Genomic DNA, 21,384 nt, shown 5'->3' with positions numbered 1-21,384 from the left:
CACCCCATGGCGACTCCGGAGTTCATCCTGGCCCTGCGCGAGAGGGTCGGCCACGACCAGCTGTGGCTGCCGGGGGTGAGCGTGGTCGTCATTGATGAGGACGGGCGATTGCTGCTAGGGCGGCGCGCGGACAACGGCCAATGGTCGGTGGTCTCGGGGATTCCCGAGCCGGGCGAGCAGCCGGGCGCGGCGGCGGTCCGCGAGTGCCTGGAGGAGACCGGCGTGGCGATCGAGCTGCTGGGCCTGACGCATGTGGGAGCCGGTTCCCCGAAGACCTTCCCCAACGGCGACCGCTGCGTCTTCATGGACATCGACTTCGTGGCGCGGCCCGCGGCCGGGGCGGGGCCCGCGAGAGTGGCCGATGACGAGTCGACGGAGGTCGGCTGGTTCGCGCCGGGATCGCTGCCCGAACCGCTCATGGGCTCGGCGCGGCGCCGCATCCGCGCCGCCCAGGCATGGCTCGCCAGTCCCGCCGCGCCGGCCGCCGCCTTCGACCACCCCCTCCCCCTCATCACCGAGACCGGTCGAAAATAGGACCGAGACCGGTCGAAAATAGGACCGAGACCGGTCGAAAACAGGAGCGAGACCGGTCCGCCCTGATGGGGATCACGCGCCACGGCCGAGGCGGCCATCCCGGATGGGAGCGGCGCGCGCCCCCAGAGTCAAAATGGCACGGTTTGAGGATTGCTCGGGCATCAGCGTCCTTCTGGGAAGCAGCCGCCCTTCTCCCTATATCTCTGACCTGCGCATACCCAAACCGTGACACGATGTCAGGAAAAGGAATCCTCAAACCTCGCCATTTTCCACGCGATCCCGCGCACCCGGCCTCACTGAGGGAGCTCGATCACCAACGGCGTCTCACCCGGGGCGTTCACGACGGCGCGCGGCGCGGGGACCAGGTCGAGCTCGACGCGCAGGCGCTCGCCCCGCTCACCGACAGCGTCATAGCGAAGACGCTCATTGGTCAGCTCCGTGGTCTCCGTGCGGGCGCGCACGAGCCAGGGATGGCGGCGTCGCAGCCCGATGAGGCCCTGGTGCAGGCGGAGCATCGGCGCCCCCAGTGGCGAGAGGCCCTCCGGGGTGGCGGGCAGCGTCGGGCGGACCTCGTCGTCACCGCCGATCTCATCGCGCTTGACGCCGGTGAAGGCCTGCTCGTCCCCGTAGTAGACGGAGGGGACGCCGCCCACGGTCATGAGGACGACGACGGCGAGGGCCGCCTTGGACGGCCCCACGCGGCTGACGATGCGGGTGACGTCGTGGTTGCCCACGAAGGTGGCGGGCAGGAAGGCGTCCATGAACTCGTTGTGGCGCTTGAGGCACCAGTCGAGCTCGTAGAAGTTGGCGTCGTCGAGCGAGCCCCAGACGGCCTTCCACAGCTCGTACTGGGTGAGGCTGTCCACGCCGGAGGCCTCGACGATTCCCGCGTAGTCGCCGTGGATGACCTCGGCCATGAACCAGGCGCTGGGGTGGCGCTCGCGCACCGCGGGCAGGACGCGCGCCCAGAAGGCGGGCGGGACGGCGTAGGCGGCGTCGAGCCTCCAGGCGGTAGCGCCGCGGTCGAGCCAATGGGTCATGACATCGCCCACGAGCCGGGCGGTCTCGGGACTGTCGTGGTTGAGGATGGGCAGCGAGCCGTGACCCTCGAAAACCGCGTAGGAGTCGTCCGCCCCGGCCGACTCATCGAAGCGAAAGAGCGCGCGCTCAGCGCCCCCGGCCAGCGCCGCCTGGAACAGGGGATGGTCGTAGCCGACGTGGTTGAAGACGCCGTCGAGCATGAGGGCCAGGCCCCTCCTGCGGCAGGCCTCGGCAAGGCGGTCGAAGGCGGCGTCGTCGCCCAGGCGCGGGTCGATGGCGAAGTGGTCGGTGGTGTCGTAGCCGTGGGTGGCCGAACGGAAGATCGGCCCGAGGGACAGGCCGCTGACGCCGAGCTCGACGGCGTAGTCGAGCCAGGGCTCCAGGCGGTCGAGGCGAGCGGGGGCTCCAGGCGGTCGAGGCGAGCGGGGGCTCCGGGATCGGGCGCGGAGGGAGCCTCCCCCGGGGCGGCTCCCCGTCCTGCGGCGGGCCGTATCGGCGCCCCGGTGGCCCCCAGCGGGTAGATCTGCCACCAGATCGCGTGATCCGCCCATGCGGGGCCCCGGCTCGATGGGCTCGTTCCGGGCTGATCAGGAGTCATGCAGTGAGGGTACCCATCAATCGAGGCCGGGGACGAGGAACCGCGGGGCGTCGCGAGCGCGGTCTCGCCCGACGCCGGGGCACCCCGGGACCGGTGCGCCCGAGGCCCGACGGGCCGCGCGGCCAGGGGCGGGAGCGGTGCCTGAAGACCTCAGCGTGAGAACTGTCCCTGCTCGAATGGGTGCGCCGAAGGACACGATCGGGCAACAATAGTTCACATGCTCGCCACAGTCGCCCTGCCCACCGTGCAGATCGTCCTGCTCCTTGTTGTCGGATTCCTCGCGTGGCGCGCCGTCCAAGTGGCGGCCCAGGCACGATCGGAGGCCCAGGCGGCCAGGTCGGAGATCTCCGCCGCCCGCGCGGCATCGTCCGGCTCGGGCGGGGGCGTGCCGCCGGAGGTGCTGGCCGGGATCGAGGAGCAGTTGCGCCGACTGGGCGCGGCCCGGGCGGCGGACGCGGGCGGACAGCACCACGCGGCCCCCAGCGAGCGGCTGATGAGTGAGAAGGCGGACGCCTACCGGGGCTTCCTGCGGGAGATCGCCTCCGAGAACACGCATATCGGCACCGGCCTGCCCGTGCAGACCTCCGATGCCGCCGAGGAGGCGCTGAGCCGCCTGCGCTCGGTGACCGTGCTCATGGGCTCGGAGGAGATCCTGCGCTCGCTGCGGAACTTCTCGATCATCCGCGGCCAGCGGCCCCGCACGCGGTGGACTGAGCCGGCGATCATGGCGTACGCGCGCCTCCAGGTGTGCCTCGTGCAGGCGATCCGCCGCGACCTGGACACCGCCAGCGAGCCCTTGAGCCCGGAGGAGGCCTGGGCCTCGATGAGCACGGGGACGGCCGATCCTGCCTTCCGCCTGGCCATGCTCACCCCGACCTCGGAGGTGCTGCGCCACGCGGGCCAGGACCTGTCCCTCTACGATCTCCGCGAGGAGCCGACGGCGCAGGCGTGGCGCTCGGCGGCCAGCGCGCGGTCGGCGGCCAGCGCCTCATCGGCGCAGCGGGCGCAGACCGGCCCGATCGCCCCGATCGAGCAGCCCATCGCAGTCGATCCCACCGCGCGGTCGGCCTCCAAGCCGGCGCCCTCTCCCGTGGCCGAACGCGCCGCTGGGCCCGTCACCACCGCGCTCCGGCCCGAGCCGACCGGCTACGGGACGCGCGGGCGCGCGTCAGCCGGCAGCGCCCCCTCCACCGTGTCCCCCGAGGCAGCCACCACCGTGGCGGCAGACCCGCGCCCGACCAGCGCCTCTCGCGGGTCGGCGACCTCTTACGGCAGGAACGACCCGGCCCGCTCCCACAAGGCGGCAAGTTCCTCGTCGCGCAGCAGCACCGCCCAGATCCCGCCCACCGGGGCGACGATTCCCGACACCGTGTCCTCGCCGACGCCGTCGGCGCCGGGAGCCTCCTCGCGGCGCCCCGTCCACGCCCCGGGGCGCGCGACGCACAGGTCGGCGGCCTCCACTCCCACGGTGAAGCTGTCCGCCTCCTCCCCCTCGTCCATGACCGTGTCGGTGCCCTCGGCCGCGCCGGCGTCCTCCGCGCCTGTCTCCGCCGCCCCGGCGGCCGGAGCTGACGAGCCCTCCGCCGCGGCCAGGCGCGGCCCGGGCCGGCCCGGCGCCCGCGGGCAGGCCTCCGCGAGACGAGCGGGGGCGGCTGCGGGAGCCGGATCCTCCTCCTGGTCCCAGGCCGACGGCGCCCGTCCACAGTGGGGCCTTCGTCAGTTCGCTCAGGAGAGCCAGTCGGGCCGGGGCAGGTCCGGCTCCCAGGACCGCTCGCCCCGCCCGCGGCCGGGGCGGGTCACCGCTCCCAGGAAGTAGGGCCCCGCACTGGTCGCCCCGCGGCGAACCGCGAGAAGCAAGACGACGGCGCCCGCCGCCCCGTGGATGGGGCGGCGGGCGCCGTCAGTCACTGCGCCGTTAGTCACTGCGCCGGGCGCATCCAATCGGGGGTGGCGCCGGGGTCCCGGGGGAAGGAAGTAGGAGAGCTCGTCAGCGCAGTCCTTGGCGCTCACGGGCGGGTCGAGATCGGGCTTGCGGTCATAGTCGACGTTAACCTTCAGGCGGTAGCCCGGAGCGGTCATGGCCAGGTGCGCCCAGGTCCATGTTCCGCCGCGGGGGTGTGCCATGGCCGCGCGCAGCTGCACGGCCTCCTGGACGATCTCGCCGGGGACGACGTTGGCCTGCTGGGCCCCGTTGATGACGGCATTGGTCTGGACGGACGCGCGCAGGCCGACGGTCTCGATCTCGATGCCGGCCTCGGTGGCGCCGGTCTGCTCCATGAACGCGGCGAGGCTGCCCTGGAGGCTGCCGATGGCCTGCGACTGGGCCTCAAGGCCACCGCCCATGGGCCCCATGCCGCCCATCATGTCCATGCTCATTCTTCGGTCTCCATTCCTGGGTGGCGTGAGTTCAACGCTGGCACTCGTCTACCGTATCCGCAATCGCGCAGCGGCACCATCAGCCGTCGGGAATCCGGCGTATCCCCCGGCGAGGCAGCAGCCCGGCATCGTCACGCCTCCGGGGAGAAACAGGCGGCTTGCGCGATGCGCGGGCGCCTGCCGCGCTGGACCCAGTTCCCCCGGCCGGGGGGCATGCGAGCCGGGCGGGTGCCTCCTAGGAGGGTGCCCTCAAGGCGGTCGCCATCCATGAGGAATCCGGTTCCGCCATTGTCCCGCAGCGCCAGGAGGACGGGATCGTACATGGCATGGGAGGCGCCAGCGGTGGGACGGGCGAGAATGACGTTGAGCCGCAGGTCCCTGGCTGAGGGCAGGTGGGGGACGATGGGTGACAGGATGTTGGTCCCTCCGGAGGAGAGGATGTCGTAGTCGTCGATGACGAGGACGATGCGCGGTCCATCGGCCTCCTTGCCCTCAGCGATCAGGGTGGCGCGGCGGTCGAGCTCGGAGGCGATGGCGGTGGAGAGGCCGCCCGCGCTGGTCGACGAGGTCGCGTGGCCCCCGAGGTAGGGCTCAGGGCAGGCGCGGGCGACGTCGCGTCGCACATCGTAGACGCCCAGCACGAGCTCCTCGGGGGTGGAGCGCGCCACGAGCCCCTCGACGATGCCGCGCAGAACGGTGGACTTCCCGCAGCGGGCATCGCCGAACACGAGCAGGTGGGGGTCCGTGCCGCCCAGGTCCAACTGCAACGGGGTCATGGTGTCTTGGAAGATCCCCAGGGGGACCTGGTCGGGGCACTCGACGTCATCGGGCAGGGTGTCCGGGTCGATGACGTCCGGGAGCTGGCGCACCGCCATGGGACGAGAGCCTGTCCAGGAGGCGTTCATCTCCTCGGCCAGCTCGTCAAGGGCGGCGCCGACACCCCGGTCCTCCTCAATGCGCTCGATGGGAAGGGCCAGGTGGCTGAAGAGCTTGTCGGGGCGCAGCACTCTGCCGGGGGCATCGGGGGCGAGGGTCTGGGAGAAGCTTTCGCGCGATGAGGGAGTCTGCAGGGTCGTTGAGCCGCAGCTCGAGCCGGGTGCCGAAGAGCGGCTGCTGGGCCATCTTGAGATCATTGGCGCGGGCGAGGGTGGTCACGATATGGACTCCTAGGCCTCCGCCGCGCCTGATGAGCTCGTCGATGCCGTCCTCAAGCTCGGGGAAGTCGGCGCGGATGAAGCCGATGCCATCGATGAGCAGGACGACGTCGGCGCTGGCCAGGCCGTCGATCCTCCCCTCTCGGTGCTCCAACCGCATCATCTCCAGGGAGTCGATGCGGTTGGCCGCGATGATCCGCTCGCGCTGGTCGAGCATGGCGACGATCTCGTCGAGCACGCGTCGCATCCGCTCACGATCACCGCGGGTGGCGATGCCCCCGACGTTGGGCAGGTGGCTCAGGCGGCTCAAGCCGCCGCCTGTGGCGTCGATCCCGTAGAAGGAGAGGCGCGAGGGAGGCAGCGCGAGAGCGGCCGACGTCGCCAGGGTCATGAGGAAGGTCGTTCGGCCGCTCTGGGGCGCGCCCATGAGGGCGATGTGCCCGCCGCCGACAGTCAGGTCGAGGTCCCAGATGTCCTGGCGCTGGTGGGCGGGGTCGTCGACGAGGCCGATGGGCACGGTCAGGCCCGGAGGGTCCCACAGCCCGTCGGGCGCGCGGGGCGGCTGCCCCGGTCTGCGGCTCAGCTCGCCGCGGTACATGCCGGTCAGGGAGAGCTGACGAGGCAGTGGTTCGAGCCAGACCGGCGTGTTGGCCGGTGCGGCCCGGGAGAGCTGACTGACGATCGAGTCAACCACGGTGGCGCGGATGGTACGGGTCTCCGGGAGGGGCTCGCCGATATCCGCGCCGGTCTCACCCTCGCTGCTGGCCTCCAGCTCGTTGTACACAGGGAGGAGGAGCGGGCGGCGCTCGGTGATCTCCTCCGGTTCTGGGACGTCGTCGAGCTCGTCGAGCGGGCCGGAGACGAAGCCGGAGCGGAAGCGGGTGTAGATGGAGGTATCCACCTTGAGGTAGCCGTAGCCGGGAGCGGAGGGGAGGTGGAAGGCGTCGCCGTTGCCGATCACGGTGGCGGACTCCGACTCGGTGAAGGTGCGAAGGCAGAGCCGATAGGACAGGTACGTGTCCAGGCCGCGGAGCTTTTCCCGCCTCGATCCGCTGGCTGGCGAGCAGGAGGTGGACGCCGATCGACCGGCCGATGCGCCCGATCGTGAGGAGGAGGTCGATGAAGTCGGGGTTGGCGGTCAAGAGCTCGCCGAACTCGTCGATGATGACGAAGAGGTGCGGCATGGGCGCCATGCTCGGGTTCGACTCGCGTAGGTGGCGGTAGTGGCCTATGTCGGGGGAGTTGCCGGCGTCGCGCAGCTGCTCCTGGCGGCGGAGCACCTCGCCGGCGATCGAGGAGCGTGCCCTCTCGGTCAGGCCGGCATCATCAGCCAGGTTGTCAATGAGCCCGACGACGTGCGGCATGGTGGCGAACGGGGCGAAGGCCGCGCCGCCCTTGTAGTCCACGAGGATCATCGAGAGGTCGTCCGGTGAGTGCGTGGTGGCCAGGACGGCGACAAGCGTGCGCAGGAGCTCGGACTTCCCCGAGCCGGTGGCGCCGATGCACAGGCCGTGGGGGCCGACGCCCAGCTGGGCGGATTCCTTGATGTCGAGGAGCACGAGCTTGCCGTCGTCGTCGGAGCCGATCGGCACGCGCAGGAAGTCCCGCAGCGGGCGCTTGGCCCACGACGCGCGAGTCTCGACGTGCCGGGGGTCGGCCACGCCGAGGAGGTCGCTGAGCGACGTGGTGGCGACCTCCGACTCGTGGCGGTGGGCTGCCGCTCCCAGCGAGTGAGGCGCGAGGGCCCGCGCGAGTCCTTCCATGAGGGCCGGGCCGACGGCGTCGGGGTCGCAGAGGAAGGGCTGGGCCGTATCGGGAGCCGACGGGTCTATGGGAGTGCTGGACCGCTGTTGGGCGCGCAGGTCCTCCACGAGGACGCCGTCGTCGGTGACGGTCAGGCGCCAGGAGGGCGAGGAGGGCTCGTCGAGGCGGTCCTCGACGAGGTGGAGGGTGGTGACGCCGATATCGCCGGGGGCGAGCGATTGGTCGGGGATGCTCAGTGCCCGCGCCGGGCCGGTGAGCTCGGAGACCACCAGGAGGCGGGGGGCGTGGTACGCGGTACGGATCCACGATCCGCGCGATCCCACTTCCTTCGTCGCGGCGGCGATGTCTGGCCGTAGCAGGCGCTCGAGCTCCTGGTGGTTCGGGGCGACACGGCGCAGGGCGATCGGGCCGTCGAAGGACCCGGCCACGCGCAGGTGCGGCAGTCGTGCGGCGCAGTCCCAGGCGCTGGCCCGCTCCGGCTCGTAGGCGAGGGCGATCAGCAGGTCCTCGGGGGCGTGGAGAACTGCGGCCTGCGCGAGCAGGGCACGGACGATGGCCGCGGTCGAGTCCCGCGGCCCGATGATCGAGACGTCACCGGCGCAGTCGAGGTCAAGCGCTGCCGGGATGCTGTGCTGCACGCTGTGGCGGCGCAGCACGGCCTGCGCCTCGGTCATGAGCAGCGGATCGATCTGAGGCGGCGTCCCACCACCGGGAATGCGCACCATGGGGACGGGGAGGTCGGCGATGCCCAGGCGCAGGCGGAGGAAGTCGCTGTCCGACAAGCGCCGCTCCCAGCGCCGTTCCGGGGCGCGCGCCATGATGGCCAGCGATGAGGGGTCGGGCTGGGCCTGGAAGAGGTCCTCGCGGTACTGCGCCGATCGCGCGGCGGCCTCGCTGTCAGTGGAGGAGAGCTCGTCAAGGTATTGATCCCTGCGCTCTCGACGCTGCCGCCCCTGCCCGGAGCGGCGGGAGATCATCATCGTCCCCATCCCGAGCATGGTGACGACCATGACCACGGCGCCGAGCATCGCGAAGATCGGGTTGCCCCGCATGACGGTCATCATGAGCATGGATGAGCCCGCACCGGCCAGGGGCAGGAGCATCTGGAAGGGGAAGGGCTGGCCCGCGCCGGTATCGGTCAGCTGGGGCGGGATTGGCAGGAGGACCGCTTCCGGTGGCTCAACGGGGGCGACGACGCGCCCGGGCCTGTGAACGACCTCGATCATGGGGAGACCTTCCCGATGGATGGCAGGAGCTGGTCGCGACCGCCGAGACCTGGCTCATTCGTGAGCGCTCGGCGGGAGCGCCGCGAAAGGGCGGCGCCGCAACCGCTGATCGACGTGGCGGCGACATCGGCGATGACGCGGGAGGTCAGCGGGTCGAGGAGGCCGGGCGCCGAGGCTGACCTCCCATCCCCGGCGAGGGAATGGTCGACGGGCACGAGGCTCTCCCCCACCTCGGGCTCGGGCACTAGGGGGTAGCCGGGCCTGGTGGCGACGACGACGTGCAGGAGCGCGCCGCGCTTGCCCCGGGCCTCACTGAGCAGACGAGCGGCCAGATCGCGTCCCCTATCCATGCTGGCGCGCTGGGCGGGGGAGACGAGGACGGTGCTGTGATGGCGCCGATGGAGATCGAGAAGCGCGGGGCCGAGGGCGTCGGCGATGCCGGTCTCGGTGACGGCTGTGTCGAAGAAGCGCAGGTAGTCATGCTGGGCGCGGGTCCAGGAGTGCATGAGCGCATCAGGGTTGTCCGAGCCCTCGGGCAGGCGAAGGCAGGACAGGAGGCCGTCGGGACTGTTCCCGAGGGCCTCGATGGCCTGGGCGACTGTTCTTGGAGCACGCGCCGCGGGCATCTCCGCCGTGCTGGCGGAGTATGGGAGGAGATCGGCGGCGGAGCGGGGGCCGGGCGAAGCGCTGATGAGCAGGCCTGGACGGCGCCTCTCCCGCGCTATCAGGGAGGACAGCAGCAGCGCTAGGGTCGTCGCCCCGGCGCCCGGGGCCGTGGGCACGACGAGGATGCGGCCTGTGAGTGGCAATGGTCTGCGAATGGCCCACGATGTCTCGATCGCGCGCGATCGATGACCCGCTCCCCCGCCGATGAGCGTGCCCCATCGTCGAAGCGCCCCGAGAGGCCCTCCCGCCGTGCGCCGCGCCCGCGCCGTCATGCGAGCACCGCCAGTAGATGCGAGTAGAGGCCAGACAGCCCGCATAGCAGGGGGAAAGTGGCAACCGTCGCCAGCGTCTCGAGCCTGTCCCCGATCCGCCGCAGGCGGATACGATCACGCGCTGCTGGATTCAGCAGGCTGGTGGTCGTGATGAGGATGGCAGCCGCGCCGATCGCCCATGGCCTGGAGGCCTCGGGAATGCGCGTGGACAGGACGAGCACGGGGACGAGCGCGGCCAGCCAGAGCGCGGCGACCTCGGCGGTCAGGGGGAAGGCGCGCGAGCGCAGGAGCGCTGTCAGGCTCAGGCACAGGGTCAGGGCGATCGCCCATGGGTCGGTGTGCGCGGCGAGGGCGGAGACGGACGCGCCCAGACCGATCGCGGTGACGAGGACCGCGCTGAGAAGGTGGTCGTGGGCGTGCCTGATGCTCCGGTGGAGGCGATGGCGGTCGGTCAGGCGGCCGGCCATGGCCTCGTCATCGAGGCGGGAGATCCCCGAGGACGTCAGTGCCGACCATGGCAGAACTCCCAGGACGATGAGGCATATCAGTCCCATGGCGCCGTGGGCGATCTCGCTGGATGCCGCGACCCTGTCGAGAGCGACCCATATTCCGACGAGCCCGAGCCCGAGGAGCGTCCCCGAGGCCCAGCCGATGCGATGCTGGCCCAGGCAGTGCGCGCCCGCGCACACGAGGAGGAGGATGACCGAGGGAATGGTGGCGCCGGCGACGTACGCCGCCCAGGCTCCCGGCAGGAGGAGTCCGCAAGCGAGGAGTCCTCCCAAGGTGCCGACGACGGCGCGGTGCCTGTTGGACGCGGCCGCGACGATCGACTCAGCCACCACGGCCAGGGCGCCAGGCACGAGGACGCCCCATGCCGAGGAGGCACTGGCGGCATCGGAGGCCCACGGCCAGATCGCTGACGCGAGGGCGATCGCAGTGATCGAGCCGACCAAGCGCATGCGGTCGCGCTCGGACCATCGATCCGGGTGAGTGTCGGTGGCCTCGGCCAGGCCGTTCGAGATGTCGGCGACCTGCATGGGCGCGGGGGCCTGGTCTTCGGCGACGACTCTGATGATCTCGCCGTCGAAAACGGATTGCGCGGCGAGGTCGAGCTCGAGATCGACTAGCGCTCCATCGGGCCTGACGAGGCTGACTGAGGGGATCTGGTTCCCGACGGTCAGCCCGAGCAGATCCATGAGCATGGGCATTTGGACGCCCATCGGCTCATCCGACGGCAGGACCGCCTCCGCGCGAGAGCGCTCGGTGACGAGGGTCAGTCGGGTGTAGGGCATCACTGGTCGCTCACCTGTTCCGAGGAGTCTGGATCTGAGACGGCGTCCGGGGTGGTGCCCCGGGTGACAGGGGCCTGCACAGGCTCCTGGGTCGTGCGCGGGGTCGTCTCGCTCGTGGGAGCGCCACGCGTCCCGGATGGGTAGCGGATCGAGTCCAGGTGCGTGGAGAGATAGCCGTAGCCGACGCAGCCGGCGCCGATGAGCGCGGCGACTACCAGCGAGCCGATCATCGCGGAGACCGTGCGTCGGACCTTCATCGAGGATCGCCCGCGCAGCAAGGCGATCCTCAGCCGGGCGTGGTGGACCTTCGCGGATTCAAGGATGGCGGAGTCGTTGTCACGCGGCATGCCGCCCACCTCCTGTGAGCGCCGCGCGCCTGGCTCGGATCATGCGGGGAGCCTCTCCAGCTCGGCGGAGAGTCTCACCGCGCCCAACTCGATCGTGCAGGGAAGGGGGACCCGGTATCGCGTCGAGGGGGCGCATTGCTGGATGACGCCGCCTAGGCCGATGATCCGGGTGCCGCTGGCCGAGCCGAGATCGGCCAGGTAGAGAGAGCCGTCAAGGAGCTCGAGATGCGCATGGTTGTCGGAAAGAGCATCTCCCGTTGCTGGGATGTCCACGGTGCCGTGAGGGGCGAGCGCTGGGATCTGCCGCGTCGCGCCACCGATGATCGTGGGCGAGGACAGGAGCCACGTCCACCCATGGGCGGAGCGCAGGCGGAGCGCGTACTGCGGCGACGGGATGGGCGCGGTTGGGGGAAGGCTGGGATGCGGGGACACTGCGGGCGGCAGTCCCGGGGGAGCCGTCGGGGACGCCGTTGAAGGCGCGGGGGCACTGATATCCATCCGGGTGGATCGGGGCGCTGGAGCGCTGGGCGGCCATGGCTGAGAGGCAGGTGGGGCGGGGGCGGGGCCGAAGGCGGCCGCGCTGGGCGCGGGCGGTGGGGGCGGGACGTCGGAGGGGCGCGGTGGCCCCGGTTGCGGCGTGGCCCATGCGGCGTTGTGGTGGTCGGCCTGGGAGGCGGGGAGCGTAGAGGGGCGGGCCTCGACCCGGGAGCGCCTGAAGGGAGACGGGGCCATCTCGCGCTGAGGGGACGCAGGGCGGTGGCGCCCTTCATCGAGCGCGGGCTTACCGTGTGAGGAGCGCCCCAGCCCGAGGATCGACTGATCCCGGTCGGAGGAGCAGCGGGGACGCCTAGGGGCGGGGGTCTCGATCCTGGGCGCCTCACCGAGGGGGCCGCGAGATGGATCGGGGCCGCGGCGCGCGTCAACGGTCATCGCCCCAACGGCGCGCCCCAGCGCGGCCTGCGCAATGAGGCCGCGTGGCGTTCCCGTGGGGAGCCCGGCCTCCTCGTCGACCGTGCGGAGCCCGAGAAGCGCCCCTCCTGCCCACCGCCCGTGCCGACCATGGCAGTCGAGGAGGTGAAGAACGGCGAGGGGACACATGATGATGAGGACGAGTCGGACCCAGGCTGGACCCGGCAGGACGAGGCCCGCCGCCAGTGGGGCGGTCGCGAGGACGACGTCGATGATGTCGGCGGCGAGCACGGCGATGAGGCCGGCGGGAACCCATGGCCGGCTGTCCGAGGCGGGTTGGGCGTGTGCCTCGGGCTGGGGTGTCATGGGGGTCCTTCCTGGGGTGGTGGGCCGGTGGCGGGGCTGCTGTCACTGTAGCGATGGGGGTGGGTGCGTGGCATGTCCGTTGTCCCACGTTGGCGTGGGGCTTGTCCCGCTAGGGGTTAGGGCATGGGGGCGCGGGCGGGGTTCGCGGTGGGATGAGTGGGATGCCGTGGAGTGGTGGGCTGGGGCGCGCGGCGGTGGGTTCTCGTGCCTGATGGGAGGGTCTGCTAGGGTGCGGCTGCCGCTGTGTGTTGCGGTTTTGTGATCAGGTTGGTGGGCGGGCCGCCCGCTGGCCCTGAGCGCTTCGAGCCCGGAGGATGGAGGTCCTTGGTATGAAGTTCGATATGGCCGAGTCGGCGCTGTCTGAGTTGACGAAGAAGACGTCGACGTCTCATGACGATCTGGGAAGTCTGGTCAAGAAATTGGTGGCGGCGGCTGAGCCGCTGGAAGGGCGGTTCAATGGGGCCGCGCGAGCCGCGTTCGACTCGTTCAAGGGGCGGACGGACCAGGTGGCCAACGATTTGAACGGAGCGCTGGCGTCGGTTCTGGGCGGCATCAAGGGGATGGATTCGGCATTCACGAAGGGCGTGGCCGATATGGTCGAGTCGACGAGGCAGGCCGAGTCGGGAGCGAATTTTGATGGGGCGGCGTTCGGGCCAAGGGCCTGATCCGCTTGCCGAGCACTGGAGGAGTTTGAGATGGCGAACAATGTTGAGCAGCGGTCTTTTGACATGGGAGCGTCCAGTGAGGCGCAGTCGAATTTTGAGTCGGTGGCGTCCCGACTTGAGTCGTTGATCGATCAGCGTGATGCCGACGTGAGGGCCGCGATGGCGCAGTACCAGGCTGACGGCGTTTCGGAGGAGTATCACGCGAAGGAGCAGAATTGGAAGACCGCGGCGTCCGAGGTGAAGACGATCATCACGACGCTACGCTCGTCCATGCAGTCCAATGACGACACCGCGTCCGCGGCGTTGAAGGCGGCCGCCGCCGCGGTCCAGGAGATCGGCGGCTAAGACGCCACCCACTCTCGTCACCCAGGAGGCATGACCCGGGGAGCCGCGACAGCATGAGAGCCGCTTGACGGCCGGTACTGCGGATCTTTCAGAATCTTCGGAGACTTGGAGGCTGTGTGGGGGCCGCGCGCTATGCGCTCAGCCCCCACACAGCCTCACGTCACAACCACGCCGCTCACGCCGGGGTCACGCCGACGGCGCCTGCCCGGTGGTCGCGTCCCCTGCCTCCTGGGCGGCCTTGGCGGCTTGCTCTGCTTTCTTGGCGGCTCGGCGGGCCCGGTCGCGCTCCCTGCGGCGGGCCAGGGCGGCCTGGCGCTTGTCCCACTGGGCGGCCCCGTCGGCCATCCACTGCGGGATGAACTCCGGATCACGCGGGTAGAGCCCCAGCTCCACATAACACGAGTGCGGCGCCGGACGCTCAGGGCCCTCAGGCTCATCGAAGACCGGCTCCCTCATCCAGTCCAGCTCACTGCACAGCACCCACTCACCAGCCACCATCCAGACATGAGCGCACGTCCACGCCCCACGACCAGGCAGCGCCTGCCAATCACGCAGACTCCCAAGCCCGGACCCGATACCGAGCGGAAGCCTGACGGACCTCCTCTCACCATCCACCGTCAACCAGTCCCTACCGCTTACAACACGGCCGACCCCGACCATCTCAGAGTCGAAGCGCTCGAACCCCGGCACCCCTTGGACCCACTCGCGGATCGCAGCCTCAAGGCCCTCAAAATCATCACACCTCACCACGGGCGCGCCCCCTCCTCTCTCCGAAGGTATTCATCGTGAGCCATCATCAAGAATCGCCTTATTCGGATAATTTTTCCTTCTGCCCACGCCCTGTCCATCGATCCAGGAGACATCGAACTTCTCTGGTACTCGGGATGCGGGGTCCAGGCCCTCCAGGGAGCCGGTTGGCGAGGTGGCGCCTGGACCCCGCATCCCGAGTACCAGAAGAATTCATGGTTAAATGGACAGATCGAAATGGCGTCGTCAAGGGCAATCCATACGGAAATCGGGCCGTCGACGATGCCGCCTTGGAATAGGAGGGACGACTAAAATGGTGTCATCGATTATCGGGCAGGGAACTGGTGACCTCGAATCTTATGTTCGAGAATGGGCTCAGGCGATTCCCGGTTTTGAGCGCTTCGATCATGAAGCGGCTGGGATCGGACGTTCGGGTATGAGCGTAAATTGGCTAGTGGTGGATGGCGAGAAGAAATCAGTCTACCTTCCTTCGGATATTTCGTTCAAATTTACGGCCCTTCGCGCCTCCCAGGCGCTGCCTGGTCGTGGGGCGTGGACGTGCGCTCATGTCTGGATGGTGGCTGGTGAGTGGGTGCTGTGCAGTGAGCTGGACTGGATGAGGGAGCCGGTCTTCGATGAGCCTGAGGGCCCTGAGCGTCCGGCGCCGCACTCGTGTTATGTGGAGCTGGGGCTCTACCCGCGTGATCCGGAGTTCATCCCGCAGTGGATGGCCGACGGGGCCGCCCAGTGGGACAAGCGCCAGGCCGCCCTGGCCCGCCGCAGGGAGCGCGACCGGGCCCGCCGAGCCGCCAAGAAAGCAGAGCAAGCCGCCAAGGCCGCCCAGGAGGCAGGGGACGCGACCACCGGGCAGGCGCCGTCGGCGTCGTGATCCCTCAAGGCGGGGCGCATGGCGCGGTAGCGCCCACGCGGAGCCGGTGGCCCGCCCCAGAGGATCCGTCACCGCTCACCCCACGAGATCGCGGTGGCGCAGGGAGACGGCCGCCAGGGCGAGGAGAACGCCAGCCACCACCAGGCACGCACCGGGCCCGACCCATGACTGCGGCGTCCCAAGGATGGCGCCCCACGCCTCACCACTCCCCTCCGCGCGCCCGGCGCTCGCCGTCGGAAGCGACGGCAGGCGCGTGAAGGGCGAGAGGTCGAGCAGCCACTGCGGGGCCTTGAGAGCCCGTCCCAGAACGGTCACGCACGTGGCGAGAAGAAGCACACCCCACCCCATCATCCGGCTCGCTCGGGGGACGATCGCGTGGGCGGCCAGGGTGAGCGCACCGAGCAGCAGCGCCGCCGGGAGGGTGGACGCGCACCCCGCCGCGACGCCCGCCGCGAGCACCCACGGCTCAGCCGCCGCCCCGCTCCCCTGGACGACGAGCGGGACGATCGCCGAGGCCGCCAGGCTCACGGCGATCGCCACCCCCATCGAGACCACACCCGCCACCACGACCGCGGCATGGCCCAGGAGCCAGCGCCCCCGGGTGATGGGCCCGGCGAGCATCACGGCCACCCGGCCCGCAGCCTCCTCCCCCGCTGCGGCGGAGGCCAGGGCAACGGCGCACGCCGCCAGGAGGAGCCCGCCATAGGTGACGATGAGCACCAGATAGGCCTGCACCGTCAACTCCCCTCCCACGAAGGCCCGCAGCGTCGGATTGTCCTCGAACATGGCGGCCAGGCTCGACTCCACCTGAGGGGCGAACGCCCCATAGACGAGGGCGAAGACGAGCCCGACCACGAGCCACCAGCCCCGCGTCGCCGCGGACGCGCGCAGGGCCAAGGCGACGGCGCCCCCGGGCCCCCGACGCCGCTCCCCCCGGAAGGCGGGCAGCCTCGCGACCCCCTCCCCCATCTCACGGCGCGCGTGGAGGACGCGGCCGATGGCACAGAGCACGGCAGCGCCGGCCGCCAGCAGGACTAGGGGCCCCCACCGCAGTCCCGCCCAAGGGCGAGCCTGCTGGACGAGGCCGATCGGCGTCGTCCATGACAGCCAGCCGGCGCTCGCGCTGGAGTCCCCGAGCCCGCGCAGCTGGTACCAGGCGACGACGAGGAGGGCCCCCAGGCCCCGGGCCGCCCTCGCGGAGCCCGCGAGCGCCCCTACCACCAGCCCGCCGCCGGCTCCCGCGACGGTGCTCGCGGCCAGGCCGAGCCCGGCGGCGAGCGCGTCGAGGGGCGCCAGGCCCAGGGCGATGGTGATCACGCAGAAGACCGCCCCCATGAGGGAGCCGACCACCACGGCGGAGGCCAGGGCGGCGCGCGTCGCCTCGGATCGGCCCACAGGGGCGGCGCGCAGGAGCTCGCCGGGACCGATCTCCTCATCGGCCCTCGTGCGGGCGATGGACATGAGCAGCCCGGCGAGGACCGCGATGAGCCCCAGGTAGCCGAGCGCCGTAGTGGCGAGGATCGCGCCGAGGGAGGGATCGGCGGCGTCGAGCCCATAGCCCGGTCCGGTGAACATGGCGGCCATGGGGCTGGAGTAGGCCACGGCGAAGGCGCGGCGGTCCTCAGCGGTGGCGCAGACGGCGGTCAGCGCGAGCGCGGCGTAGGCGGTGAGGAGCGCGACGCCGAGGGCCCAGCCGATCGCCGAGCGGCGGTCGCGCCACAGGGTGAGGCGGGTGAGCGGCGAGATCACTGGCGCCACGGCTCAGCCCTCCACGCCGCCGGCGGAGGGGCCGGCGCCGTCGGCCGAGTAGTGGTGGAGGAAGATCTCCTCCAGGCTCGGCGGGGCGGCGCTGATCGAGCGCAATCCGAGCGCGGCCAGGCGCTCCATGACGTCCCCGACGTGATCGGCGTCGACGGTCATGCTCAGTCGCCAGACTCCCTCGTCACCGGTGATGACGAGGTCATGGACGCCCGGGGCCCGCGGGGCGGAGTGCCCGCCCTCGGCCAGTCCCCGGGGATCATGCGTGACGACGGCGCTGATCCGGGAGCGGGCCAGGGCGCGGATGCGCTCCAGGCTCCCGGACTCGACAGCGCGGCCCGCGCGGATGATGGTCACGGAGTCGGCCAGGCTCTCCACCTCGGACAGGATGTGGCTGGAGAGCAGGACGGCGGTGCCGCGGGCGGCGGCCTCGGCGACGCACTGGCGGAAGACCTCCTCCATGAGAGGGTCGAGGCCGGAGGTGGGCTCGTCGAGGATGAGGAGGTCGACGTCGCTCTCCAGGGCGGCGATGAGGGCGACCTTCTGACGATTGCCCTTGGAGTAGGCGCGGACCTTCTTGGTCGGATCAAGGTCGATGCGCTCGATGAGCTCGGCGCGGCGCCCCCCGCTGGGGCCGCGGGCGCGCAAGGAGGCCAGCGCGTCGAGCGTCTGCCCGCCGGTGAGGTCGGGCCAGAGGGCGACGTCCCCAGGCGCATAGGCCAGGCGCTCGTGCTCGGCGACGGCGCCCCAGGGGTCGGCCCCGAAGAGCCGGACGGTGCCGGAGTCGGCGCGGAGCATTCCGAGCAGGATGCGCAGCGCGGTGGACTTGCCAGCTCCGTTGGGCCCGAGGAAGCCCAGGATCTGGCCGGGCGCGACGCTCAGGTCGAGCCCATCGAGAGCGCGGGTGGCGCGAGAGCCGCGCCCGAAGGTCTTGACCAATCCGGTCGCCTCGACGACCAGCGCTGGGGTGGGGTCGGTGGCGGCTGAGGGCATCATGCGTCCTCCTGGGGGGTGTCGTTGGGAGGGGTGGCGCTGTCGAGATAGGCGGTGAACATGCTGGGGTCGGTGAAGAGCGGCCGGCTGTAGAGGGCGATGGAGATGGGGGTGTAGCGCGCGCAGTAGTCGCGCACGGCCGCCTGGATGTCGCCGGGGTCGGGGGCCTCGTAGTTCAGGTAGAGCAGGAGGGCACCGGCCTCGGCGTAGACGAGGTAGCGGGCGCGAGCGGTGTCATCCGGACTCGGCGTGATGGTTCCGGAGGCGACGCCGTCGGCCAGGAGGGCGGCGGTCTCGGCGACGAAGGACTCCATGAGGGCGCGCGCCAGCTCGCCGCCGTCGGCCAGCGAGCGCAGGGCGTAGGCGCAGGCGGGCAGGTACTCCTCCACCTGGGTGAGATGGGCGAGGAGGTCGGCGGGGCCGCCCATGATGACGGAGTCCCGCTTGACCTCATCCATCTGCCGCAGGACCTCGGCGTCGCAGGCCCGACGAAGGCCGTCCTTGGAACCGAAGTGGTGGGTGATGAGGCCGGCGGTCACCCCGGCATCGGCAGCGATGGTGCGCAGACCCGCACTGAAGCCGTCGGCGGCGAAACGAGCCATGGCGGCGGTGCGGATGCGGGCGACCGCCGTGAGATCCTGCTGGCGAGGGGCTTCTTTGCGATCCTCTGCTGAACGCATGACCAATATATTATACAGTCGTTCAGTCGCTTTCAAGAGATCGCGCCAGCGCCAGCCGGCCCGGCCTAGCGCCGCTTGGTCAGGGGCGGTTCAGGGACGGATCAGGGTGGCCCCCGATACTCCGGAGCGCGGCCGCCGGGCAGGCTTGAGCCATGAGCACGACCGACTACTCCTCCACCTCCGAGACCACCACCTCCGGCCCGGCCTACGACCCAGGCGACCAGCACTCAGGGCCCTGCTCCACCGGCTTCGGCGGCGCCACTTACGCGCAAGGCTCCTTCTCAGCGCACACTGAGTCCTGGCGATCCTCGCTGCCCCACCGCTCGCGCAAACGGCTCCTGGCCGGGGTCTGCGGCGGGATCGCGGAGGACATGGGGGTGAGCCCCACCCTCGTGCGCCTGGCCACGCTGGCCCTGGCCCTGCTGCCCGGCCCCATGTGGCTGGCGTACGCCATCGCCTGGGTCCTCATGCCCGCCGCCGACTGAGCGAGACCGAGCGAGCGGCTCCACCGGGCTCCCGCTTTGCGCCCTCACCCCAGCGATACCGTCTCGGCCCGGTCATACCGTCTCACCCCAGCGATACCGTCTCGGCCCGGCGTTGCGCCCTCATTCTCGCAGTTTGAGGGCGCAACGCCGGGCCGAGACGGTTTCTGCGGGACCAGACCGTATCTGCGGGACGAGGCGGTTTCTGCGCGACCAGACAGTCCCTGCGCGACCAGGCGGCACCCACCCGGGTCGGACGGCCTCCGGGGTCAGGGTCCTCCCGCTCCCCCTAGGCCGCGAGCGCGCTTTCGTAGGCGGCGCGATCCTCCGCGGAGAAGGCGCAGATGACGATCCGCAGCTCCGATTCGGGGTGCTCGGCGAGCCAAGCCTCAAGGGTCGCGATCACGAGCGGGGCCGCCTCCTCCTTGGGGTAGCCGAAGGCGCCGGTGGACACCGAGCACAGGCCCACGGAGCCCAGGTCCGCTTCCTGGGCGGTATCGAGGATCGCCCGGTAGCAGCTCGCGAGGCGGGTGCGATGGCGCGGCTCCACCACCCCGCCGTCGACGACGGGCCCCACCGTGTGGATGACGTGCTCGGCGGGCAGGTGGTAGCCGCCGGTGAGGACCGCGCGCCCCACGGGCTCGAGCCCCTCGCCCCGCTCGGCGCGCCCCGCCATGTACTCGGCGCATTCGGCGCGCAGGCCCGGACCGGCGACGGCGTGGATGACGTTGTCGATACAGGCGTGGCCGGGCGCGCGGCAGCCGAGCATCCGCTCGTTGGCGGCGTTGACGACGGCTCCCGCGCGCAGGGTGGTGAGGTCCCCCTCCCACAGCGCCACGCGCTCGCCCAGGGCACCGGGCACACCGTGGGTGGCGGCCAGGACGGGAAGGCCGAGGGCGTCGGGGTCGCCGGCCGCGGCGGCGCGCTCACGGGACTCGGCGGCGAGCATGTCATCAAGCTCGTCGCGCATGTCCTCGTCGCCGATGGGGCGGGGCGGGCGAATGGTGAGCAGACCGTCGAGCAGGCGCCTGCGCTCGGCGAAGGGGAGCTCGTCGAGGGCCGAGGGCGGCGGGAAGGAGGCGACGTCGCCATGGCTGACGGCGTCGGTGGCGAAGTACTGGGTGAGGATCGCGATGCGCCCCTCGGCGGCGGTGCGCGGCCGGAGCGGCCCGGGACCGGTCGCCGCGGGCGGCGTGGGCGGATTCGTCATGGCGCCAGGGTACGGCGCGGGGCCGGACGGGTCGCCCCCATCCGGCCCCACGGCCGCGCGGTCGGGATCAGGCGGTGTAGTTCTGGGCGGAGAGGAACCAGCCCTGCTGCTCGAGCTGCTGGGTGTAGTCCTCCAGGATGCCGCTGGAGATCGCGTCCTCGTCGTCGACCTCGTCGTGGACGGCGCGCAGGGTCTTCACGACGGCGTCGATGGCCGAGACGATGTAGTCCACAGCCTCGTTGGTGATGACCTGGGAGACGGGGGCCTCGGGGACGGTCGTCTTGGAGGCGATGGTCCCGGGGCGGCCGTCGGGCACGACGTTGATGGCGCGCATGCGCTCGGCGAGGGCGTCGGAGGCGGAACGGGCGATCTCAACGACCTCGTCGAGGTTGAGGTGGAGGTCGCGGAAGTTGGGGCCGACGACGTTCCAGTGGATCTGCTTGGCCACCAGGCTGAGGGCGGTGACGTCCACCAGGGAGGCCTGGAGGTGGCCGCTCAGGGTCTCGGAGGCGGTGAAGGACATGCGGACGGGGGCGGATCTGACGGTCTTCGTGCTCATGGGTGCTACCTTACTCTCGGTTGGCTCTAAAAAGTAATTCGTATGATCCTGGGGTCAGGCCCGCTCGCCGTCGGCCGCCGGCTCCCCGGCCCGCTCCTTGGCGATCTCGGCCTTGAGGGCGTCCATGTCGAGGTCGCGGATCTGCGCGATGAGGGCGTCGAGGGCCTTGGCGGGAAGCGCGCCGGCCTCGCGGTAGACGAGGACGTCGTCGCGGAAGGCCATGAGGGTCGGGATGGAGGAGATGCCCAGGGCCCCGGCGAGCTCGGGCTCTTCCTCGGTGTTGATCTTGGCGAAGGTGATGTCCGGGTTGGCCTCGGCGGCCTTCTCGAAGACCGGGGCGAAGCGCATGCAGGGGCCGCACCAGGAGGCCCAGAAGTCGACGACCGTGATGCCCTCGCCTCGCACGGTCGCGTTGAACTCCTTGCCGGTGATGGTGGTCAGAGCCATGGGTTTGCCTTTCGGATGGACGGCGGCTGATCGGGACAACAGATGCGCCCCGACGCGCATTCCG

The 21,384-nt window shown here is 71.0% G+C and carries 22 protein-coding genes; 6 read left to right on the top strand and 16 right to left on the bottom strand.

The features are described from left to right. The first annotated feature begins 6 nt into the window (after positions 1 to 6). Positions 7 to 534 (top strand): NUDIX domain-containing protein, encoded by a 528-nt coding sequence (locus ABXS69_RS01275; protein WP_366180818.1) that lies wholly within the window; start codon positions 7 to 9, stop codon positions 532 to 534. A 293-nt stretch (positions 535 to 827) separates the two neighbouring features. Here ABXS69_RS01275 and ABXS69_RS01270 read toward each other — a convergent pair whose 3' ends face one another. Continuing rightward, positions 828 to 2,105, bottom strand: a complete 1,278-nt coding sequence (locus ABXS69_RS01270; protein ID WP_366180817.1) for an alpha-amylase family protein — start codon at positions 2,103 to 2,105, stop codon at positions 828 to 830. Positions 2,106 to 2,390: 285 nt separating this feature from the next. Between ABXS69_RS01270 and ABXS69_RS01265 the strand changes: the two genes are divergently transcribed. Next, entirely contained in the window at positions 2,391 to 3,989 is a 1,599-nt protein-coding gene (locus tag ABXS69_RS01265; RefSeq protein WP_366180816.1) for a hypothetical protein, read from the top strand. Here the strand turns inward: ABXS69_RS01265 and ABXS69_RS01260 are convergent. The 8 genes from ABXS69_RS01260 to ABXS69_RS01225 all read right to left on the bottom strand — a co-directional run bounded on the left by ABXS69_RS01260 (position 3,899) and on the right by ABXS69_RS01225 (position 12,545). Continuing rightward, positions 3,899 to 4,549, bottom strand: a complete 651-nt coding sequence (locus ABXS69_RS01260) for a hypothetical protein (RefSeq protein WP_366180815.1) — start codon at positions 4,547 to 4,549, stop codon at positions 3,899 to 3,901. The genes ABXS69_RS01265 and ABXS69_RS01260 overlap by 91 nt on opposite strands. 131 nt (positions 4,550 to 4,680) lie before the next feature. Continuing rightward, positions 4,681 to 5,556: an FtsK/SpoIIIE domain-containing protein gene (locus ABXS69_RS01255; protein WP_366180814.1), complete on the bottom strand. Its 876-nt coding sequence runs from the start codon at positions 5,554 to 5,556 to the stop codon at positions 4,681 to 4,683. Beyond that, positions 5,501 to 6,130, bottom strand: coding sequence for an FtsK/SpoIIIE domain-containing protein (locus ABXS69_RS01250; RefSeq protein WP_366181496.1), 630 nt, complete (start codon positions 6,128 to 6,130; stop codon positions 5,501 to 5,503). The genes ABXS69_RS01255 and ABXS69_RS01250 overlap by 56 nt, the downstream gene beginning before the upstream one ends. A gap of 322 nt (positions 6,131 to 6,452) precedes the next feature. Continuing rightward, positions 6,453 to 8,693: a type VII secretion protein EccCa gene (gene eccCa / locus ABXS69_RS01245; protein ID WP_366180813.1), complete on the bottom strand. Its 2,241-nt coding sequence runs from the start codon at positions 8,691 to 8,693 to the stop codon at positions 6,453 to 6,455. Next, entirely contained in the window at positions 8,690 to 9,502 is an 813-nt protein-coding gene (locus ABXS69_RS01240) for a hypothetical protein (RefSeq protein WP_366180812.1), read from the bottom strand. The genes eccCa and ABXS69_RS01240 overlap by 4 nt, the downstream gene beginning before the upstream one ends. 125 nt (positions 9,503 to 9,627) lie before the next feature. Further along, a complete protein-coding gene (locus tag ABXS69_RS01235) occupies positions 9,628 to 10,923 on the bottom strand; it encodes an EsaB/YukD family protein (RefSeq protein ID WP_366180811.1) in 1,296 nt (431 codons plus the stop codon). Further along, positions 10,923 to 11,270: a hypothetical protein gene (locus tag ABXS69_RS01230; protein WP_366180810.1), complete on the bottom strand. Its 348-nt coding sequence runs from the start codon at positions 11,268 to 11,270 to the stop codon at positions 10,923 to 10,925. Before ABXS69_RS01230 ends, ABXS69_RS01235 begins: the two co-directional genes overlap by 1 nt. A gap of 39 nt (positions 11,271 to 11,309) precedes the next feature. After that, complete coding sequence (locus ABXS69_RS01225) at positions 11,310 to 12,545, bottom strand: FHA domain-containing protein (RefSeq protein ID WP_366180809.1); 1,236 nt, start codon at positions 12,543 to 12,545, stop codon at positions 11,310 to 11,312. 329 nt (positions 12,546 to 12,874) lie between these two features. Here ABXS69_RS01225 and ABXS69_RS01220 point away from each other — a divergent pair, with 329 nt between their 5' ends. Beyond that, on the top strand, positions 12,875 to 13,210 hold the full coding sequence (locus ABXS69_RS01220) for a hypothetical protein (RefSeq protein WP_366180808.1): 336 nt from the start codon (positions 12,875 to 12,877) through the stop codon (positions 13,208 to 13,210). 30 nt (positions 13,211 to 13,240) lie between these two features. Then, positions 13,241 to 13,555: a pore-forming ESAT-6 family protein gene (locus ABXS69_RS01215; protein ID WP_159522660.1), complete on the top strand. Its 315-nt coding sequence runs from the start codon at positions 13,241 to 13,243 to the stop codon at positions 13,553 to 13,555. A 186-nt stretch (positions 13,556 to 13,741) separates the two neighbouring features. Here the strand turns inward: ABXS69_RS01215 and ABXS69_RS01210 are convergent, their stop codons facing one another. Next, positions 13,742 to 14,035 carry a hypothetical protein gene (locus ABXS69_RS01210; RefSeq protein WP_366180807.1) on the bottom strand — a complete coding sequence of 98 codons (294 nt, stop codon included), beginning with the start codon at positions 14,033 to 14,035 and terminating at the stop codon, positions 13,742 to 13,744. Between the two features lie 859 nt (positions 14,036 to 14,894). Between ABXS69_RS01210 and ABXS69_RS01205 the strand changes: the two genes are divergently transcribed. After that, positions 14,895 to 15,191 carry a hypothetical protein gene (locus ABXS69_RS01205; protein ID WP_366180806.1) on the top strand — a complete coding sequence of 99 codons (297 nt, stop codon included), beginning with the start codon at positions 14,895 to 14,897 and terminating at the stop codon, positions 15,189 to 15,191. 75 nt (positions 15,192 to 15,266) lie between these two features. Here ABXS69_RS01205 and ABXS69_RS01200 read toward each other — a convergent pair whose 3' ends face one another. The 3 genes from ABXS69_RS01200 to ABXS69_RS01190 are packed head-to-tail and all read right to left on the bottom strand — an operon-like array spanning position 15,267 to position 18,622. Continuing rightward, a complete protein-coding gene (locus ABXS69_RS01200; protein ID WP_366180805.1) occupies positions 15,267 to 16,949 on the bottom strand; it encodes a hypothetical protein in 1,683 nt (560 codons plus the stop codon). Between the two features lie 3 nt (positions 16,950 to 16,952). Further along, complete coding sequence (locus ABXS69_RS01195; RefSeq protein ID WP_366181495.1) at positions 16,953 to 17,942, bottom strand: ABC transporter ATP-binding protein; 990 nt, start codon at positions 17,940 to 17,942, stop codon at positions 16,953 to 16,955. Beyond that, the gene (locus ABXS69_RS01190; RefSeq protein WP_366180804.1) at positions 17,942 to 18,622 is read right to left on the bottom strand and encodes a TetR family transcriptional regulator; all 681 of its coding nucleotides are present in this window, start codon (positions 18,620 to 18,622) and stop codon (positions 17,942 to 17,944) included. The genes ABXS69_RS01195 and ABXS69_RS01190 overlap by 1 nt, the downstream gene beginning before the upstream one ends. Before the next feature lie 152 nt (positions 18,623 to 18,774). Between ABXS69_RS01190 and ABXS69_RS01185 the strand changes: the two genes are divergently transcribed. Then, entirely contained in the window at positions 18,775 to 19,107 is a 333-nt protein-coding gene (locus ABXS69_RS01185) for a PspC domain-containing protein (RefSeq protein WP_366180803.1), read from the top strand. 286 nt (positions 19,108 to 19,393) lie between these two features. Here ABXS69_RS01185 and ABXS69_RS01180 read toward each other — a convergent pair whose 3' ends face one another. The 3 genes from ABXS69_RS01180 to trxA form a co-directional block, all read right to left on the bottom strand. Then, positions 19,394 to 20,314 carry a macro domain-containing protein gene (locus ABXS69_RS01180; RefSeq protein ID WP_366180802.1) on the bottom strand — a complete coding sequence of 307 codons (921 nt, stop codon included), beginning with the start codon at positions 20,312 to 20,314 and terminating at the stop codon, positions 19,394 to 19,396. A 67-nt stretch (positions 20,315 to 20,381) separates the two neighbouring features. Continuing rightward, on the bottom strand, positions 20,382 to 20,873 hold the full coding sequence (locus tag ABXS69_RS01175) for a DNA starvation/stationary phase protection protein (protein ID WP_366180801.1): 492 nt from the start codon (positions 20,871 to 20,873) through the stop codon (positions 20,382 to 20,384). 54 nt (positions 20,874 to 20,927) lie between these two features. Then, on the bottom strand, positions 20,928 to 21,320 hold the full coding sequence (gene trxA, locus ABXS69_RS01170) for a thioredoxin (protein WP_366180800.1): 393 nt from the start codon (positions 21,318 to 21,320) through the stop codon (positions 20,928 to 20,930). Positions 21,321 to 21,384 lie beyond the last annotated feature (64 nt).

The organism is Actinomyces timonensis (genome assembly GCF_040702965.1).
Lineage (GTDB): Bacteria > Actinomycetota > Actinomycetes > Actinomycetales > Actinomycetaceae > Actinomyces > Actinomyces timonensis_A.
Note: the sequence above shows the minus strand (reverse complement) of the source record. Positions and strands in the feature narration are given on the sequence as shown.